The organism is Sphingomonas sp. NFX23 (genome assembly GCF_049887795.1).
In the GTDB taxonomy this organism is placed as follows: domain Bacteria; phylum Pseudomonadota; class Alphaproteobacteria; order Sphingomonadales; family Sphingomonadaceae; genus Sphingomonas.
This window is the reverse complement of record NZ_JAGEKH010000003.1, coordinates 552,631-570,645: the sequence shown is the minus strand read 5'-3', so window position 1 is coordinate 570,645 and position 18,015 is coordinate 552,631. Positions and strand designations below refer to the sequence as shown.

21 protein-coding genes are annotated in these 18,015 nt (G+C 66.2%); 12 read left to right on the top strand and 9 right to left on the bottom strand.

The window, feature by feature from the left end; translation table 11 throughout:
- Positions 1-4: 4 nt before the first annotated feature.
- A complete protein-coding gene (locus tag J4O76_RS10245) occupies positions 5-880 on the top strand; it encodes a tyrosine recombinase XerC (protein ID WP_426281858.1) in 876 nt (291 codons plus the stop codon).
- Here the strand turns inward: J4O76_RS10245 and J4O76_RS10240 are convergent.
- The 4 genes from J4O76_RS10240 to rsmI form a co-directional block, all read right to left on the bottom strand.
- The gene (locus J4O76_RS10240) at positions 877-1,476 is read right to left on the bottom strand and encodes a DedA family protein (protein WP_093399762.1); all 600 of its coding nucleotides are present in this window, start codon (positions 1,474-1,476) and stop codon (positions 877-879) included. The two genes, J4O76_RS10245 and J4O76_RS10240, sit on opposite strands and share 4 nt — an antisense overlap.
- 197 nt (positions 1,477-1,673) lie before the next feature.
- Positions 1,674-2,627 (bottom strand): glutathione synthase, encoded by a 954-nt coding sequence (gene gshB / locus J4O76_RS10235; RefSeq protein WP_426281648.1) that lies wholly within the window; start codon positions 2,625-2,627, stop codon positions 1,674-1,676.
- Between the two features lie 64 nt (positions 2,628-2,691).
- Positions 2,692-2,997, bottom strand: a complete 306-nt coding sequence (locus J4O76_RS10230) for a YraN family protein (protein ID WP_426281857.1) — start codon at positions 2,995-2,997, stop codon at positions 2,692-2,694.
- Positions 2,998-3,138: 141 nt separating this feature from the next.
- On the bottom strand, positions 3,139-3,984 hold the full coding sequence (gene rsmI / locus J4O76_RS10225) for a 16S rRNA (cytidine(1402)-2'-O)-methyltransferase (RefSeq protein WP_426281646.1): 846 nt from the start codon (positions 3,982-3,984) through the stop codon (positions 3,139-3,141).
- A 10-nt stretch (positions 3,985-3,994) separates the two neighbouring features.
- Between rsmI and J4O76_RS10220 the strand changes: the two genes are divergently transcribed.
- Complete coding sequence (locus J4O76_RS10220) at positions 3,995-5,197, top strand: penicillin-binding protein activator (protein WP_426281645.1); 1,203 nt, start codon at positions 3,995-3,997, stop codon at positions 5,195-5,197.
- Between the two features lie 124 nt (positions 5,198-5,321).
- On the opposite strand, the gene hemW is transcribed toward J4O76_RS10220, so the two are convergent.
- Positions 5,322-6,494, bottom strand: coding sequence for a radical SAM family heme chaperone HemW (hemW, locus tag J4O76_RS10215; RefSeq protein ID WP_426281644.1), 1,173 nt, complete (start codon positions 6,492-6,494; stop codon positions 5,322-5,324).
- 43 nt (positions 6,495-6,537) lie between these two features.
- On the opposite strand from hemW, the gene J4O76_RS10210 reads away from it, so the two are divergent.
- Together J4O76_RS10210 and J4O76_RS10205 are read left to right on the top strand one after the other, a co-directional pair.
- A complete protein-coding gene (locus J4O76_RS10210) occupies positions 6,538-7,095 on the top strand; it encodes a CAP domain-containing protein (RefSeq protein ID WP_056065155.1) in 558 nt (185 codons plus the stop codon).
- 154 nt (positions 7,096-7,249) lie between these two features.
- Positions 7,250-7,960, top strand: a complete 711-nt coding sequence (locus tag J4O76_RS10205; RefSeq protein ID WP_426281856.1) for an EAL domain-containing protein — start codon at positions 7,250-7,252, stop codon at positions 7,958-7,960.
- Between the two features lie 110 nt (positions 7,961-8,070).
- Here J4O76_RS10205 and rdgB read toward each other — a convergent pair whose 3' ends face one another.
- Together rdgB and rph are read right to left on the bottom strand one after the other, a co-directional pair.
- On the bottom strand, positions 8,071-8,706 hold the full coding sequence (gene rdgB, locus J4O76_RS10200) for an RdgB/HAM1 family non-canonical purine NTP pyrophosphatase (protein ID WP_426281642.1): 636 nt from the start codon (positions 8,704-8,706) through the stop codon (positions 8,071-8,073).
- Positions 8,703-9,419 carry a ribonuclease PH gene (gene rph, locus J4O76_RS10195; RefSeq protein WP_056055360.1) on the bottom strand — a complete coding sequence of 239 codons (717 nt, stop codon included), beginning with the start codon at positions 9,417-9,419 and terminating at the stop codon, positions 8,703-8,705. Before rph ends, rdgB begins: the two co-directional genes overlap by 4 nt.
- Positions 9,420-9,633: 214 nt before the next feature.
- Between rph and hrcA the strand changes: the two genes are divergently transcribed.
- From hrcA to J4O76_RS10170, 5 genes are all read left to right on the top strand, one after another.
- Positions 9,634-10,677 carry a heat-inducible transcriptional repressor HrcA gene (hrcA, locus tag J4O76_RS10190; RefSeq protein WP_093399755.1) on the top strand — a complete coding sequence of 348 codons (1,044 nt, stop codon included), beginning with the start codon at positions 9,634-9,636 and terminating at the stop codon, positions 10,675-10,677.
- 25 nt (positions 10,678-10,702) lie between these two features.
- Positions 10,703-11,242 carry a nucleotide exchange factor GrpE gene (grpE, locus tag J4O76_RS10185; protein ID WP_426281639.1) on the top strand — a complete coding sequence of 180 codons (540 nt, stop codon included), beginning with the start codon at positions 10,703-10,705 and terminating at the stop codon, positions 11,240-11,242.
- A 17-nt stretch (positions 11,243-11,259) separates the two neighbouring features.
- Positions 11,260-11,385, top strand: a complete 126-nt coding sequence (locus J4O76_RS10180; protein WP_268795438.1) for a hypothetical protein — start codon at positions 11,260-11,262, stop codon at positions 11,383-11,385.
- Positions 11,386-11,514: 129 nt separating this feature from the next.
- Entirely contained in the window at positions 11,515-12,738 is a 1,224-nt protein-coding gene (locus J4O76_RS10175; protein ID WP_426281638.1) for a threonine synthase, read from the top strand.
- Positions 12,739-12,845: 107 nt separating this feature from the next.
- Positions 12,846-13,085, top strand: coding sequence for a hypothetical protein (locus J4O76_RS10170; RefSeq protein ID WP_426281637.1), 240 nt, complete (start codon positions 12,846-12,848; stop codon positions 13,083-13,085).
- 160 nt (positions 13,086-13,245) lie between these two features.
- Here the strand turns inward: J4O76_RS10170 and J4O76_RS10165 are convergent, their stop codons facing one another.
- On the bottom strand, positions 13,246-13,725 hold the full coding sequence (locus J4O76_RS10165; RefSeq protein WP_426281636.1) for a vgr related protein: 480 nt from the start codon (positions 13,723-13,725) through the stop codon (positions 13,246-13,248).
- A complete protein-coding gene (locus J4O76_RS10160) occupies positions 13,722-14,159 on the bottom strand; it encodes a copper chaperone PCu(A)C (protein ID WP_426281635.1) in 438 nt (145 codons plus the stop codon). Before J4O76_RS10160 ends, J4O76_RS10165 begins: the two co-directional genes overlap by 4 nt.
- 168 nt (positions 14,160-14,327) lie before the next feature.
- On the opposite strand from J4O76_RS10160, the gene dnaK reads away from it, so the two are divergent.
- The 3 genes from dnaK to J4O76_RS10145 all read left to right on the top strand — a co-directional run bounded on the left by dnaK (position 14,328) and on the right by J4O76_RS10145 (position 17,988).
- Entirely contained in the window at positions 14,328-16,235 is a 1,908-nt protein-coding gene (gene dnaK, locus J4O76_RS10155) for a molecular chaperone DnaK (protein ID WP_426281634.1), read from the top strand.
- A gap of 116 nt (positions 16,236-16,351) precedes the next feature.
- Positions 16,352-17,485, top strand: coding sequence for a molecular chaperone DnaJ (gene dnaJ, locus J4O76_RS10150; RefSeq protein ID WP_426281633.1), 1,134 nt, complete (start codon positions 16,352-16,354; stop codon positions 17,483-17,485).
- A gap of 32 nt (positions 17,486-17,517) precedes the next feature.
- Positions 17,518-17,988: a hypothetical protein gene (locus J4O76_RS10145; protein WP_426281632.1), complete on the top strand. Its 471-nt coding sequence runs from the start codon at positions 17,518-17,520 to the stop codon at positions 17,986-17,988.
- Positions 17,989-18,015: the final 27 nt, after the last annotated feature.

Sequence of the window (18,015 nt, the reverse complement as noted above, 5' to 3'; positions counted from 1 at the left end):
GTCGATGCTCTGGGCGGAGCACCTCGAGCGCGATCGTCGGCGATCGGTCCACACGATCCGGGCTTATCGGGCGTCGGCCGAACGGCTGACGGCGTTCCTGGTCGGACATTGGGGGGAGCGGATCACGCGCGGGGCGCTCGCACGAGTAACCGCGACAGACCTGCGAGCGTATTTGGCGCAACGCCGAGAAGCCGGGTTGGGTAACGCGTCGGCGGCGCGGGAATTGTCCGCGGTGCGCGGGTTTCTCGCCTGGGCGAACGAAGGCGCGGAGCAGCCGCGGATGCGGGGGCCGCGCGTGAAGGCGGGCGTGCCGCGACCGATCTCGCCGGCCGAGGTGGTCGCGTTGGCGGAGGAGGTGGCGGACGATGCGGCCGAGCCGTGGATCAGCGCGCGCGACTGGGCGGTGTTGATGCTGCTGTACGGCGCAGGCTTGCGAATCGGCGAGGCGTTGACGCTGCGGGGCGATATCCTGCCGCTCGGCGAGACGATCCGGGTGACGGGCAAGCGCGCCAAGACGCGCGTCGTGCCCTTGTTACCGCAGGTTCGTACGGCGATCGAAGCGTATGTCGCGCAGACGCCGTGGCCGGTTACGCGCGGCGAACCGCTGTTCCGCGGGGCGAAGGGCGGGGCGTTGTCGCCGGTGATGATCCGCCGGGCGGTGCAGTCAGCGAGGGCGCGGCTGGGACTGGGCGATCGGACGACGCCGCATGCTCTGCGCCATAGTTTCGCGACTCATCTGCTGGGGCGGGGGGCGGACCTGCGCGCGCTACAGGAGTTGCTCGGCCATGCGAGCCTGAGTTCGACGCAGGTCTACACGCAGGTCGATGCCGCGCATTTGATGGACGTCTATCGCAACGCCCACCCGCATGGCGGCGTCTAGCCCTTCGGCTTCCAGGTCAGCACGCGCCAGCCATAACCGATGATGATGACGACGAACGTCGCCACCGCGACCGGTCCGACATAGCGATCGAGTTCTTCGAAATGCGAGCCGAGCAGGATGCCGGCATAGGTGAGCACGGTGTTCCAGATCGCGCTGCCCGCCGCGGTCCAGATCACGAACTGCCAGATCGGCATGCGCGTCATTCCCGCGGGGAGCGAGATGACGGTGCGGAAGGTCGGCATGAACCGGAACACGAAAATTACCCAGCCGCCGCGCTTCATGAAGAACCGGTGGATCTTCTCGACGTCCGACCATTCCATCGTCAGCCAGCGGCCGTTGCGCTCGATGAACGGACGGAAACGCTCGTAGCCGATGTTGCGGCCGATATAATACCAGAAGTAATTGCCGACGACCGAGCCCGCGGTGCCCCAGGCGATCAGCGGCACGACGCTCATGTCGCCGCGCGCGACGGCCATGCCACCGAGGCCCATGATCACCTCGGACGGCACCGGGGGCACGATATTCTCGAGCGCCATCAACAGGAAGATACCGAAATATCCGCCCCAGGCGATGAGATCGAGGATGAATTCAGTCATGGGTATCACATACTGCCGGTATGCCGGATGTGTTCCGGCATCCACCGTTCCGCATGATCGATCACCGACAATAGTTGAATGACCGTCTGCACTTCCTTGTTCTCCCGCGAAGGCGGGAGCCCAGTCTGGGTCCCCGCCTTCGCGGGGAAACAAGCTTCCCCTGTTTCAGGGGGTAAGTGCCGAACAGATTCGGACGGTTACCGCGCCGCGACCTTCGCCTCGATCGCATCCCAGATCATGGCGGCCAGATCCGTTCCATCGAAGTTCGAGATCGCGACGATCCCGGTCGGGGAGGTCACGTTGATCTCCGTCAGCCATGTGCCGCCGATCACGTCGATCCCGACGAACAACAGCCCGCGCTTCTTCAGTTCCGGCCCGAGTACCGCGCAGATCTCGCGCTCCTTGTCGGTCAGCACCGACTTCTCCGCCGAGCCGCCGACCGCGAGGTTCGAGCGGATCTCGCCTTCGCCCGGCAGGCGGTTGATCGCGCCCGCGACTTCGCCGTCGATCAGCACGATGCGCTTGTCGCCCTTGGCCACGTCGGGGAGGAACGCCTGGACCATGTGCGGCTCGCGCCACGTCATGTTGAAGACCTCCATCAGCGCCGACAGGTTCGCGCCGTCCGACTCGACCTTGAAGATCGCCTTGCCGCCATTGCCGTGCAGCGGCTTGATGACGATCGCGCCGTGCTCGGCGAGGAATTTCCGCGCCTCGTCGAGCGAGCGGGTGACGAGCGTCGGCGGCATGAACTGCGGGTAATCGAGGACGAACACCTTCTCGGGCGCGTTCCGCACCTGCGCGGGATCGTTCACGACCAGCGTCTTGTCGGCGATCCGCTCGAGCAGGTGCGTCGCGGTGATGTAGCCGAGGTCGAACGGGGGATCCTGGCGCATGAGAACGACGTCCGCCTCGTCGCCGAGGTCGAGGTTCACGGGCTCGCCGACGCTGAAGTGATCGCCGACGACGCGCTGCACGGTGACGGGATGCGCCTTCGCCCAGACCCGGCCGTCGCGGTAGTTCAGATCCTCGGCCGAGTAATGGAAGAGCGTGTGCCCGCGGTCCTGCGCAGACAACATCAGCGCGAAGGTCGAATCGCCGGCGATGTTGATGCTGTCGAGCGGGTCCATCTGGACGGCGACGGTGAGGCTCATGCGTCTTCCTTCTGTTCGGTCGAGCGCATGTAGGCGCGGGCGGGCGCGAAGTCACCGGGCGGCGTCACCCGATCCAGGCATTCTCGATATGGCGCGGGCGGGTGCCGGGGGCGAGCAGGATGACGTCGACGCGGATGTCGTCGCCGGGTCCGGCGTAGCGCGGCATCAGATACTCCGCGGCTGCTGCGACGCGGGCGAGGCGGCGCTCGTCGATCGCGAAGTCGAGTTCGGCGGCGGTCGCGCGGGTTTTCACTTCGACGAAGGCAACGAGGTTGCCTTTGCGGGCGACGAGGTCGACCTCGCCGGCGGGCGTGCGGACTCGGCGATCGAGGATGCTCCAGCCCTTGAGGCGGAGCCACCACCCTGCCATCCGCTCGCCGCGACGGCCGGTCGCCTCCGCAGCCTTTCGGTCGTGTGTCCCCTTCCGCTTGCGGGAGGGGCTAGGGGAGGGCGGGGGCGGCACGTCTATGGCATGCCCTCCCCCGACCCCTCCCGCAAGCGGGAGGGGAGATCAGGGCTTGGGCTTCAATTCCAGCGCCCGAGCATACAGCGCCTTGCGGTCGAGCCCGAGCTTCTTGGCCACCTCGCTCGCAGCTTGCCCGGTCGACAGGCGCGTCAACGCCTCCACCAGCGCAGCATCGCCATCCTCCGCACTCGCTGGCGGCGCCTCCCCCGGCGGCGCGACGACGATCACGATCTCCCCCCGCGGCGGCGCATCCGCATAACGCGCGGCGAGCGTCGAGAGTGTCCCCGTCACCGCCTCCTCGAACTTCTTGCTGATCTCGCGCGTCACCGCCGCCTCTCGGTCGCCGAGACCTTCGAGCAGCGTCGCCAAACACGCCCCCAGCCGCGGCCCCGACTCATACATCACCAGAGTCGCGCGGATCGTGGCCACCTCCGCGATCGCCTCCGCCCGCGCGTGCATCTTCGACGGCAGGAACCCCACGAACAAGAACCGGTCGGTCGGCAGCCCCGCCAGCGTAAGCGCCGCCACGGCCGCGCACGGCCCCGGGATCGTCACCACCAGATGCCCCGCCGCGCGTGCATCACGCACCAGCTTGAACCCCGGATCCGAGATCAGCGGCGTCCCCGCGTCCGACACCAGCGCCACCGCCTGCGTCGCCATACGCGCGATCAGCGCCGGGCGCACGCCTTCCGCGCTGTGATCGTGATACGGCACCATCGGCGTCTTCGTGCCGATGTGGCGGAGCAGACCGGCGGTGACGCGGCTGTCCTCGACCGCGATCACGTCCGCGCGGCGGAGGATGTCGGCGGCGCGCGGCGACAGATCGCCAAGATTGCCGATCGGGGTCGCGACGATGTAGAGGCCGGGATCGAGAAGAGTTTCAGGGTTCATGGGGACGGTCATGGCAGACGCGACGACGATAGGGCAATCCGCACGTACTGCAGGGCGATGGGCGACCCTTGTCGCGGCGTGCCTGCTCGGCGCGTGCCAGACAATCGTCCCGCGTGGTCCAGTCGAGCCGACGCAGCAGCGCCCGACCACGCGTCCCGTCGATCGCCCCGAGATCGGCGTCGAGACCGGCATCCCGCGCGATGCCGAGCGTAACCGGGTCGCGCTGCTCGTGCCGCTGTCGGGCAGCAATGCCGGCGTTGGCACCTCTATCGCCAACGCGACGATGCTCGCGCTGCTCGATACGCAGAACCAGCGCGTCCGGATTACCAACTACGACACCGCGACCGGTGCCGCCGCTGCCGCGCAGCGCGCGATCGCCGAGGGCGCTCAGCTGATCCTCGGGCCGCTGCTCGCCGACGACGTCCGTGCGGTCGCGCCGATTGCGCGCGCCGCGAACATCCCGGTGCTGAGCTTCTCCAACGATCTCGGCGTGGCGGGCAGCGGCACGTACCTGATGGGCTATGTCCCGACCCAGTCGATCGCGCGCGTCGTCGATTTCGCCAAGGAGCGCGGCGTCAGCAACTTCGCCGGCCTCGTCCCCAACGGCCTGTACGGCGAGCGTGCGTCCACCGCGTTCCTTCGCGCAGTCGAAGGCGCGGGCGGTCAGGTCGTCTCGCTCCAGACCTACGCGCGGGGCCCCGGCGGTATCTCAGGCGCAGTTACGCGGCTTGCGGCGAAGGCCCCCTATGACGCGGTCCTGATCGCCGATGGCGGCGCCAACGCAGCCTCCGCGGCCGCGATGGTCAAGCGTGGCAGCGGCGCTTCGACGCGTATCCTAGGCACCGAACTCTGGAATTCGGACACCGCGATCGCCGCCAAGGCAGCGCTCAACGGCGCCTGGTATGCGAGCGTTTCGGACACGCTGTACCGCCAATATGCCGCCAAATACCGCGCGCGGTTCGGGGCAGGGCCATACCGTCTGTCGAGCCTTGGTTATGATTCGGTGCTGCTGACGGTCCGCATCGCGCGCGACTGGAAGCCCGGTACGCCGTTCCCGGTCAACCGCCTGCGCGACGGCGATGGCTTCGCCGGCATCGATGGGGCGTTCCGCTTCGGCAAGGACAGCGTCGCCGAGCGCGCGCTCGAGGTTAAGGAAATCCGCGGCGGCACGACCACGGTGGTCTCGCCCGCACCGGCCGGGTTCGGGAAGTAAGCTTCCCCCTCCCTGAAAGGGAGGGGTAGGGGGTGGGTCGGTATGGGGCGGGCGCACCGATAGCCAACTGGCCGACCCACCCCTAACCCCTCCCTTCCAGGGAGGGGGATGATCGAAGATCAGCCTACGCGGTGACGATTTCCGGCAGGATCGCGTCGAGTAGGAGCGCCCCCGCTTCGGTAACCCGCAATCGGCCCGGGGAGTGCACGATCAGCCCCAGCTCCTCCAGCTGAGCCACCGCCGCCAGATCCACCGGCACCACGCCCGCGTTCAACGCCGTGATCCGCTCCAGATCGACGCCTTCCGCCAACCGCAACCCCATCAGCAAAGCCTCGGTCGCGCGGGTCGAGGGCGTCAGCGGGTCCTCCACCTCCATTCCGTGGCCGTTACGCTCGATCGCCGCCAGCCAGTTCTCCGGCTTCTTCCGCCGCACCGTCGCCAGCCCGCCGCGTCGCCCATGCGCCCCCGGCCCGATCCCAGCATAATCCTGGTACCGCCAGTAAGCGAGGTTGTGGCGGCTCTCCGACCCCGGCCGCGCATGGTTCGACGTCTCGTATGCGGGAAGACCCGCCGCGGCGGTATCCGCACGCGTCGCCTCGAACAGATCGGCGGCCGAATCGCCATCCGGGATCACGATCCGCCCCGCCAGCGCCTCGGTCGCGAACCGTGTGCCGGCTTCGATCGTCAGCTGATACAGTGAGAGATGTTCCGTCCCCAGGCTCAACGCGCGCGCCAGTTCTGCGCGCCAATCGTTGAGCCGTTGGCCGGGAAGCGCATAGATCAGGTCGAAACTGACGCGCGGAAACACGCTCTGCGCGGTTGCCAGTGCGGCTTGTCCCTCGTTCACGTCATGCGAACGCCCCAAAAATTTCAGCGCCTGATCGTCGAGCGATTGCAGCCCCAGCGACACCCGGTTCACCCCGGCACGCGCCAGATCCGCAAACCGCGCCGCCTCCACCGAAGACGGATTCGCCTCCAGCGTGATCTCGATCCCTTCGGCGAATCCCCAGGCCTTCTCCGCCGCATCCAGCACCGCCGCGACCGTCGACGGCGGCATCAGCGACGGCGTGCCGCCCCCGAAGAAGATCGACTGCAACTTGCGCCCCGGCAATACCCGCGCCTCATGCGCAAGGTCGGTGAGCAGCGCCTCCCGCCACGCTGCCTGGTCCACCTCCTCGCGGACGTGGCTGTTGAAGTCGCAATACGGGCATTTCGACACGCAGAACGGCCAGTGGACGTACAGCGCGAGGTCGCCGGGGGAATCGGACCGGGGGCTTGGTGTTTCGAAGACGGGCATTATCTCGCGCATATGGTCGCACGGGGCGGCCGAAGGAAGCGCAATGACGGCACGGATGGGTTTGGCGATCGCCGGGGCGCTGTTGATGGCAGGCTGCGCGCAGGGCCCCGAGCGTGTCGTCGAGCGTCGCGATACGATGGCGCCGGCACCGCGCGGTGCGAGCCTGCTCAAGACCGCGATGATGGACGGCCACAATGCCGCGCGCGCCGCCGTCGGCGTGGCGCCGCTCACCTGGAGCGATACGCTGGCGACCACCGCGCGCGCCTATGCCGAGGAACTCGCGCGCACCGGCAAATTCGCGCACGCGCCGCAACCCCAGGGCATGTCGCGCGAAGGCGAGAATTTGTGGACCGGCACGCGCTATGCCTATGCGTATACCGAGATGATGGGGCACTGGGTCGCCGAGAAGCGCGATTTCATCAACCAGCCGACCCCCGGGTTCAGCCGCACCGGCAAGTTCGAGGACGTCGCGCACTATACGCAGATCGTCTGGCGCGGCTCGACGCAGGTCGGCTGCGCGATGGCGAGCAACAAGACCGACGACTATCTGGTGTGCCGCTACTCGCCCCCCGGCAACGTCTTCGGCGAGCGCGCTTATTGATCTGGAGCAAGCGGTTAGACCCAAATTGGTGGCACTTTCTTAAGCGGTCGTCGCTTAATCTGGTCGAATGATACCAGTATCCAAACCCGATGGCGCTCGGCCAACTGGCTGCGTCGGATGCCGAGACGGCGCCGGCCTGTCCTTCGCCTTCTCGATGGCGTTCCAGCCGATCGTCGACGTCGAGACCGAGACCGTCTTCGCCTACGAAGCGCTCGTGCGCGGTCCCGAAGGCCAGTCGGCGGCGAGCGTGCTGGCTCAGGTCGATGCCAAGAATCTCTACGCGTTCGACCAGCAATGCCGGGTGCGCGCGATCGAGGCGTCGGTGAAGGCCGGGCTGCTAGACACGCCCGCGCGGCTGTCGATCAACTTCCTCCCGAACGCTGTCTATTCGCCGGCAGCGTGCATCCAGTTGACGCTCAAGACGGCGGCGGCAGTCGGCATGCCGACCGACCGCCTTATCTTCGAGTTCACCGAGAACGAGGAGATGCTCGACCCCGCGCATGTCGCGAACATCATCGCGACGTATCAGAAGATGGGGTTCGGTACCGCGCTCGACGATTTCGGTGCAGGGCATGCCGGGCTCAACCTGCTCGCGCGGTTCCAGCCGGGCATCATCAAGCTCGACATGGAGCTGATCCGCGACATCGACACGAGCCTGCCGCGGCGGATGATCGTCGAGGGGATGCTGCGGATGTGCACGGCGCTGGGAATCACGGTGATCGCCGAGGGGGTCGAGACGCGTGGCGAGTTCGAGGCGCTGCGTGGTCTCGGCGTGCGGTATATCCAGGGGTATCTGCTGGCAAAACCCGCGTTCGAAGCGCTGCCTGCGGTGATATGGCCGGAGAAGCAGGCGATCGCGGTTTAGACAGGGTCGGTCCCTGCTGTTCTCCCGCGAAGGCGGGAGCCCAGGGTCAAGAGCGTGACATTCGTGGCTCCTGGACCCCCGCTTTCGCGGGGGAACGGGAAGTAAGTCTCTCAGAACACTGCCGCTTCCAGCAACTTGAACGCCTCGTTCCGATGACTGATCGCGTTCTTCGTCTCGTGCGGGAGTTCGGCATAGGTCTGGTCGTAGCCCAGCGGCACGAACACGGGGTCATACCCGAACCCGACATCCCCACGCGGCGGCCAGACGAGCGTCCCCTCGGCACGCCCCTCGAACCATTCGACATGACCATCGGGCCAAGCCAGTGCCAGCACACTGACGAAATGGGCGCCGCGGCCCACGTCGGGGCCTTTGGCAACGATCGCGTCCTCGACCTTCTGCATCGCCATCACCCAGTCGCGACCGTTCGGCGTCTCAGCCCAATCCGCCGTGTAGACGCCCGGATCGCCGTTCAGCGCGTCGACGCACAGCCCGCTATCGTCCGCGAGCGCGGGATAGCCCGACAGATCGGCGGCAGAGCGTGCCTTCAGCTCGGCGTTCGCAAAGAAGGTCGTGCCCGTCTCGACGGGTTCCGGCAGATCGAGCTCGGCGGCGGAGACGACTTCGAGTCCCCGGCCTTCCAACAACGCCGCAATCTCGCGAACCTTGCCCTTGTTGTGGCTGGCAATGACCAGCTTGCCTGGCTGGAGCTTGCGGATCGCCTGCGGTTCCTTGCCTTCGCCGCTCACTTGGCCACGGCTTTCGCCTGCGCCGCGAAGATATCCGTGCAGCCGATCCGCGCGAGACGCAGCAGGCGGAGCAGCGCCTCCTCGTCATACGTCGCGCCCTCCGCAGTCGCCTGCGCCTCGGCGATGTTGCCGTTTTCGAGCAGCACGAAGTTCGCATCCGCATCCGCGCCCGAATCCTCGATATAGTCGAGGTCGAGCACCGGATTGCCCTGGTAGATCCCGCAGCTGATCGCCGCGACCTTCTGCGTCAGCGGGTCGGCGGTCAGCTTGCCGCTCGCCAGCAGGCCATCGATGGCGAGTCGAAGCGCGACCCAGCCGCCCGAGATCGACGCGGTGCGCGTGCCGCCATCCGCCTGGATCACGTCGCAGTCGATCACGATCTGGCGCTCGCCGAGCAGCTTCAGGTCGACCACCGCGCGAAGGCTACGGCCGATCAGTCGCTGAATTTCCTGCGTGCGGCCCGACTGCTTGCCCTTGGCGGCCTCGCGGTTGTTGCGCGTGTTGGTGGCGCGTGGGAGCATGCCGTATTCGGCGGTCACCCAGCCTTCGCCCTTGCCGCGCATGAACGGCGGCACCTTCTCCTCGACGCTGGCGGTGACGAGCACCTTGGTATCGCCGAAGCCGATCAGGACGGAGCCCTCGGCATGCTTGGTGAAGCGCGGCTCGATCGTGATCGCACGCATCTGGTCTGGGGCGCGGCCGGATGGGCGCATAGTCTTATCCTAACGGGAGTGAGTGGTTGCCCGCTGCCTAGCCTTTCGTTTGGTCGCTCGCCAGCCCAACCACCGCCGTCATCCTGACGAAAGTCAGGACCCAGAGCCACGCAGGACACCGTTCGGTTACCCTGGGTCCTGACTTTCGTCAGGATGACGGGTGGATAGGTGCATTCCTCTTTGTACGCCCGTCGATCAGCCCTAGATCAGACGTATGGCCACGCCCCCCGTCACCGAACTGACCGATCGCGCGCGCGACATTTTCCGTGCCGTCGTCGACAGCTATCTCGCGAGCGGCACGCCGGTGGGGTCGAAGACGATCGCGCAACTGACCGGTCTCAGCCTCTCGCCCGCCTCGATTCGCGGCGTGATGGGCGAACTCGAAGGTCTCGGCCTGCTCGCCAGCCCGCATACCAGCGCGGGCCGCATGCCGACAGACCGTGGTCTCCGCCTGTTCGTGGACGGCATGATGCAGGCAATGGAACCCTCGTTCGAAGAGCGCCAGACGATCGAGGCACGTGCCGGCGTCGGAGGCCCGGTCGAGGAGGCGCTCGCCGCGACCACGCTCGCGCTCTCCGGGCTGTCGGCCTGCGCCGGACTGGTCATGGTCCCCAAGCGCGAACTGAAGCTCCGCCAGATCGCGTTCGTCGCGCTGTCGCCCGAGCAGGCGCTCGCGGTGCTGGTCAGCGAGGACGGCTCGGTCGAGAACCGCGTGATCGCACTGCCCAAGGGCATGTCGCCGTCCGCTCTGATTGAGGCGGGCAACTACATGTCGGCGACGCTCGGCGGCCTGACGCTCGCCGATGCGCGGACCCGGATCGAGCGTGAGCTGGCGGACGGGCAGGCGGCGCTCGACGGCGCGGCGCGGACGCTGGTCGAGCGCGGCATCGCGGTGTGGAGCGAGGATGCCGATCGTCGCCCGGTGCTGATCGTGCGCGGGCAGGGGCGGTTGATCGATGCCGCCGCCGCCGCCGATCTCGATCGGGTCCGCGACCTGCTCGACGATCTCGAGGGAAAGCAGGAAGTCGCGTCGCTTTTGGACAGCGCGCGGGCTGGCGATTCGACCCGGATTTTCATCGGCGCGGAGACCAAATTGTTTGCGTTGTCAGGGTCTTCGGTGATCGCTCGGCCCTTCCGCGGATTGGACGGTCGGGTGGTCGGCGTGGTCGGTGTCATCGGCCCGACGCGGTTGAACTATGCGCGCGTCGTGCCCATGGTGGATTTCACGGCTGCAACGCTCGCCCGGTTGATGGGTTGAGCCGGCCCAATTTATAGGGAAAACCATGTCCGACATCGACCAGAACACGCCTGCAGACCTGCGCGAAGAGACCGCCGACGCCGCACCTGAAGTGGCCTCGAACGACCGCGTCGCCGAGCTCGAGAACCAGCTCGCCGAAGCCAAGCAGAACGTCCTCTACGCGCAGGCCGAGATCCAGAACGTCCGCCGCCGCGCCGAGAAGGAAGCGCAGGACGCGCGCGCCTATGCCGCGACGGCGTTCGCGCGCGACGTGCTTTCGGTTGCGGACAACCTCTCGCGCGGCCTGTCGGCAATCCCGGCGGACCTGCGGGCGGACGAGAAGATGAAGGGGCTCGTCACCGGGCTCGAAGCGACCGGTCGCGAGCTGGAAAGCGTGTTCCAGCGCCACGGCATCACCAAGATCGCGGCTGAGGGCCAGATGCTCGACCCGAACAAGCACCAGGCGATGCTCGAAGTCCCGAGCGACCAGCCGGCCGGAACGATCGTCCAGGAGATGCAGGCGGGCTACATGATTAAGGATCGCCTGCTGCGTCCCGCCATGGTCGGCGTCGCCAAGGCCGGGTAACTTGTAGGGAGAGCGGCGTGCACGATCTGGTCGGAGTGCTGATCGAGGGACTGGGCGCCGCAATCCCGGATACGTGGAAGCAGTTTTTCATTTGGCTGGCGGTGGTTGTCGTACTGACGGGTATCGTCTTCATGTTCATCTAAACACTCCGTCATGCCGGGCTTGTTCCGGCATCCACCGCGCCGCGCATTCACGGCCGCTTGGTTCGCGGATCGGTGGACCCCGGAACAGGTCCGGGGTGACGGGGGTTTTGGGCCTCGTCAGGATAAAAAATGAACCAGAACCTCACGACCGATCGCCAGACCTTCGTCACGCATCTCGAATGCTCGATTACCGGCGAGCGGTATGAGGCGGATCAGCTTCATGGGCTGTCGCGCGCCGGGCGACCGTTGCTCGTCCGCTACGACCTCGACGCGGTGCGGTCCTCGGTTTCGCGTGATACGATCGAAGCGCGGCCGACCGATCTATGGCGGTGGCGTGAACTGCTCCCCGTCCGCCACACGTCCAACATCGTCAGCCTCGGCGAAATCGAGACGCCGCTGGTGCCGTTGACCAAGTCCGGCGGGCCCAATGTGCTCGTGAAGGACGAAGGCCGCCTCCCGACCGGCAGCTTCAAGGCGCGTGGGCTGGTCATGGCCGTCGCGATGGCGAAGGAACTGGGCGTCACCAAGATCGCGATGCCGACCAACGGCAATGCGGGCGCGGCGCTGGCCGCCTACGCCACGCGGTGCGGGATCGAGACGATCGTGTTCTGCCCCGACGACACCCCCGAGATCAACGTCCGCGAGATCGCGATGCAGGGCGCGCGCGTCTGGCGGGTCAACGGGCTGATCGACGATTGCGGCGCGATCGTCGGGAAGGGCGCCGCGGAGGGCCGCTGGTTCGATTTCTCGACGTTGAAGGAGCCCTATCGGATCGAGGGCAAGAAGACGATGGGGCTCGAACTCGCCGCGCAGTTCGGCTGGAAACTTCCGCAAGCGATCTTCTACCCGACCGGCGGCGGCACCGGGCTGATCGGGATGTGGAAGGCGTTCGACGAACTCGAGAAGCTCGGCTGGATCGGCTCCGAGCGCCCCAAGATGTTCGCCGTGCAGGCGAGCGGGTGCGCGCCGATCGTCCGCGCGTTCGAAGCGGGCGAGGAGCATGCCGAGCGTTGGGAAGACGCAAGCACCGTCGCGGCGGGGATTCGCGTGCCGAAAGCGGTCGGCGACTTCCTGATCCTCCGTGCGGTTCGCGAGAGCGGCGGGCAGGCATTGGCGGTCGGCGATCCGGCTATCCTGAAGGCGGTCGACGCGGCGGCGAAGCAGGATGGGCTGCTGCTATGCCCCGAGGGCGGCGCGACGCTGGCGGCGTATCATCAGGCGCTGAACACCAGGCTGGTCGACGAGGACGACAAGGTCGTTCTTTTCAACTGCGCGACCGGACTGAAATATCCGATGCCCGAGGCGCCGCAAGCACTTGATAGAACACGACCTATCGATTTCGACGCGCTGTAAACGGCGGATTTCTGCCGATTGAGTGGATCGCGATCTACCAGATCGGTGGTTGAAATTGATCCATGTTGTCTGCAACGGGGCGCCCTTCTTTACAAAAAGGGTTCCCAATGCAAAAAATCGTCCAGGTCGTTTGTGTCGTGCTCATCGCGGCGGCGGTGATGTTCGTCGGTCGCTGGTACATGTACGTCGCGCGCGGATCGAGCCCGTATGACGAGGTCGGCATCGCGTTGAACGGCTATGCACCGGGGCCGATGCGCGCCTGGGGCTGCCACAAGATGCAGGCACGGTTCCCGGGCCAGTTGCCGCCTTACGGCTGTGCCGGGCCGGATGGTCGTAGCTGGCTCTGAGGTCGGATCGGTTTGAACCCTTCCGTCATGCCGGGTTTGTTCCGGCATCCACCGTTCCGCATGCTCATCGGTCTTTGAGTTCGCGGAACGGTGGACCCCGGAACAAGTCCGGGGTGACGGGGTGGGCTTGGCGTGGTCCCAACTATAATAGCGATCCTGTCTAGGCGAGCGCTGACGGCGTGAACGGCAGCACCGTCTCGTACTGGGCGAGCGGCGGCGCGCCCGCCACCTTCGCTCCCGCACGCAGTAGGAAGGCATGGCGCACGATCTCCCCCTGCTGCTCGATGCCGTAGCGATGCAGCGCCACCCCCGGCCGGAACGCATAGTCGTACCGACACCACGGATGCCGCGCCAAGGGCAGGAACACGCCGCGCTGGTGTTGCCAGATGTGCGTCATCTCGTGGACGAACAGTCCCTGCAACGTCAGGTTCGCATGCGCGAAGTCGTCGCACCACAGGTCGCCCTTGGGGTGGAAGTGGATACAGCCGCGGGGTGCCATCACCGTATCGCGCGGCTGGAAGAACGCCCATTTGCGACGTGCCAAGCTGACCGAAGAGTAATCGATCGCACCCCCGAACACCGATGCCGCGAGCGCCGTCTCTCCCTCGGTAAGCCCGCGCCTTGAGCCTGCTCCGGTCACTTCCCTACCGGAGTTCCCGCCGCGACCACGGTCGCGTTGTTGATGATGCGTGTCCCATCGGCAAACGCGAACGTGAGCGTGACGCGATCGGCGGGCTTGATCCCCGAGTTCATGTCGAAGAGCATCACGTGCCGCCCACCCGGCGCGAAGGCTACGTCCGTATTCGCCGGAATCTCGACCTTCGCGAGCGGCGTCATCGTCGACATGCCGCCCTTGTCCATCGTCTCGTGCATCTCAGACCTGATCGCGACGTCGGTCGTGGCAGAGATCAGCGTCGCCGGCACCGGCCCCCCATGCACAATGAAGTACGCCGCCGCAGGCCGTCCGGTCACCGCGCCGAGCCGCACCCAGGCCCCGTCGACGGACAGTTCCTTGGGCGGCGAGCACGACGCCAGTGCCATCGCGGCAACACCCAGTCCGAAAACGATACGCATAGGTTACTTTTCTCCGGGCCCGACCACTTGCGCATCCTATGACCGGTACAATCTTGCGGCAAGCGCGAGGCCACCTATATCGCGCCCATCATCAGAAAGGTTCCACTGCCGTAACGGGGTGGAACCGGTTTCGTATTTTCGTTTCAAGTGAGGGGCTAATCAGAACTCATGGCTAAAGTAATCGGTATCGATCTCGGCACGACCAACAGCTGCGTTTCCGTCATGGAAGGCGGCAAGCCCAAGGTCATCGAGAATTCCGAGGGCGCGCGCACCACGCCGTCGATCGTCGCATTCGCCAAGGATGGCGAGCGACTGGTCGGCCAGCCGGCCAAGCGCCAGGCAGTGACGAACGGCGACAACACCATCTTCGCGGTGAAGCGCCTGATCGGCCGTCGCTTCGACGATCCGATCACCAAGAAGGACACCGAGCTGGTCCCGTACAAGATCTCGCGCGGCCCGAATGGCGACGCATGGGTCTCGGCGGGTGGCAAGGATTACTCGCCGTCGCAGATCTCAGCGTTCACGCTGCAGAAGATGAAGGAAACCGCCGAATCGTATCTCGGCGAGACGGTCACGCAGGCGGTCATCACCGTGCCGGCCTACTTCAACGACGCACAGCGTCAGGCGACCAAGGATGCCGGCCAGATCGCTGGCCTCGAAGTGCTGCGCATCATCAACGAGCCTACTGCGGCTGCGCTGGCCTACGGCCTCGACAAGCAGGACGGCAAGACCATCGCGGTCTACGATCTCGGCGGCGGCACGTTCGACATCTCGGTGCTGGAAATCGGCGACGGCGTGTTCGAGGTGAAGGCCACGAACGGCGACACGTTCCTGGGTGGTGAGGATTTCGACAACAAGATCGTCCAGTATCTCGCCGACGAGTTCAAGAAGGCCGAGGGCATCGACCTCGCCAAGGACAAGCTGGCGCTCCAGCGTCTGAAGGAAGCGGCCGAGAAGGCGAAGATCGAACTCAGCTCGGCGCAGTCGACCGAGGTCAACCTGCCCTTCATCACCGCGGACCAGAACGGCCCGAAGCATCTGGTGAAGTCGATCACCCGCGCCGATCTGGAGCGGATGGTCGAGGATCTGGTCAAGCGTACGCTCGAGCCTTGCCGCAAGGCGCTCGCAGACGGCGGCCTGAAGCCCGAGGACATCTCGGAAGTCGTGCTGGTCGGCGGCATGACGCGCATGCCGCGCGTGCGTGAAGTCGTGAAGCAGTTCTTCGGCAAGGAGCCGCACACCGGCGTCAACCCGGACGAGGTCGTCGCGATGGGCGCCGCGATCCAGGCCGGCGTGCTGCAGGGCGACGTCAAGGACGTACTGCTGCTCGACGTGACGCCGTTGTCGCTCGGCATCGAGACGCTGGGTGGCGTGTTCACCCGGATGATCGATCGCAACACGACGATCCCGACCAAGAAGTCGCAGACCTATTCGACCGCCGACGACAACCAGGGCGCGGTGACGATCCGCGTGTTCCAGGGCGAGCGCGAGATGGCGGCCGACAACAAGATGCTCGGCAATTTCGATCTCGTCGGCATCCCGCCCGCACCGCGCGGCGTGCCGCAGATCGAGGTCACGTTCGACATCGATGCCAACGGCCTCGTCAGCGTTTCGGCCAAGGACAAGGGCACCGGCAAGGAGCAGCAGATCCGCATCCAGGCGTCGGGTGGTCTTTCGGACAACGACATCGACCAGATGGTCCGCGACGCCGAGACCTTCGCCGAGGAGGACAAGAAGCGTCGTGCGGGCGCCGAGGCGAAGAACAACGCCGAGTCGCTGGTCCACACCACCGAGCGTCAGCTTGCCGACAATGGCGACAAGGTCGACGAGTCGCTGAAGGCCGAGATCCAGGCCGCGATCGACGCGACCAAGGCTGCGGTCGAGAGCGGCGATGCGGACGCGATGACCGAGAAGAGCACTGCGCTCGCCCAGGTCGCGATGAAGCTCGGCCAGGCGATCTACGAGAAGCAGGCCCAGGCGGACGCTTCGCCGTCGGCTGATGGCGACGCGGCGAAGAAGGACGATGATGTCGTCGACGCCGAGTTCTCGGAAGTCGACGACAACCCGAAGGCGTAACCGACGTCCCCCTCTCCCCGTCGGGGAGAGGGTCGGGGTGAGGGGCAGTACCGAGAGGGGCCGCGTGTGGCGCGCCTCTCCCAACCCTCTCCCCGGAGGGGAGAGGGCTTGAGATCATGAGTACCCAGACAGATTATTACGAACTGCTCGAATGCGAGCGGACCGCGGATGCGGGGACGATCAAGTCGTCCTACCGCAAGCTCGCGATGAAATATCACCCGGACAAGAACGCCGGCTGCAAGGATTCCGAAGCGCAGTTCAAGGCGGTCAGCGAGGCGTACGAATGCCTCAAGGATCCGCAGAAGCGCGCGGCCTATGATCGCTTCGGCCACGCCGCGTTCCAGAACGGCGGCGGCGGCGGTCACGGTGGCGGCGCGCAGGATTTCGGCGGCTTCAGCGATATCTTCGAAAGCGTCTTTGGCGAATTCATGGGCGGCGCGCAGCGCGGCGGCGGTCGCTCGGCGGCGCGGCGCGGCGCGGACCTGCGCTACGACATGGAAGTCAGCCTCGAGGAAGCCTTCCACGGCAAGACGACCGAGATCACGATCGACGTCTCCGCGCTCTGCGACACCTGCGACGGCTCGGGCGCGAAAGCCGGTACGCGGGCTAAGACCTGCCAGCATTGCGGCGGCCACGGCAAGGTTCGTGCGCAGCAGGGCTTCTTCGTAGTCGAACGCGCCTGCCCGGTGTGTAATGGCGCGGGCGAAGTCATCTCCGATCCATGCCCGGATTGCCGCGGCGAAGGTCGCGTCGAGAAGACCAAGACGCTGTCGATCAACGTTCCCCCCGGCGTCGACGAGGGCACGCGCATCCGCATGTCCGGCGAAGGCGAGGCGGGCGCACGCGGTGCTCCGGCTGGCGACCTTTACATCTTCCTCCACGTGACCAAGCACAATCTCTTCGAGCGCGAAGGCACGACGCTGTTCGCACGCGCGCCGATCAGCTTCACGGTCGCGTCGCTCGGCGGGTCGCTGTCGATCCCTGGCCTGGACGGTCGCACACACGAGGTGAAGATCCCGGCGGGCATCCAGTCGGGCAAGCAACTCCGCCAGCGCGGTGCCGGCATGCCGGTGTTGCAAGGCCGCGGCCACGGCGACCTCGTCGTCCAGATCGACGTCGAAACCCCGACGCGTCTCAGCAACCGCCAGAAGGAACTGCTCGAGATGTTTCGCGAGACGGAAACGGGCGATGAGTGCCCGGCCAGCCAAGGCTTCTTCGCCAAGCTGAAGGGCGTGTTCGCCGGAGAATAAACCCGGCTACATACTGAACCAAGGGGGGCGCAATGCTGGCATGTCTTTTCATCGCGCTCGCCTGTTGGCTGCTCATGGCCACCGCCCCCCGGACGCCAATCGGCGAAACCTTGCGTCGGGTGCTGATCGACAAGCCTGCAGTCCGGTTGGCACGGTTCACGCGGGGCGATGCTGCCGTCATGTTCCTGCTGATGCTGACGGCCGCAATGGTCACGCTCGTCGGCGAAGGCGACGGTATCAGGCTGCTTACTCTGGCCGCCCCCGATGTCGCGATCTGGATCACGACATTCGAGGTTTCGGCCTATGTCGACATTCTCATGGCGCTGGCCGCTGCGGCATCCAGCCTGCGTTTCCGGAGCTTCATGACGCGCCGGCTCAGCGTATTCACTCGCCGCCCGGCTGCACAAAAGCACAAGCGCGCGATCCGCTCGCGGAAGAAGCGATCGACGAATGCAGACAACGACGACGACAGGCATTGGCGTCAAACCGCGCTTGCCGCCTGACACCGAGGGTGAGTTCGAGCTTGCCTG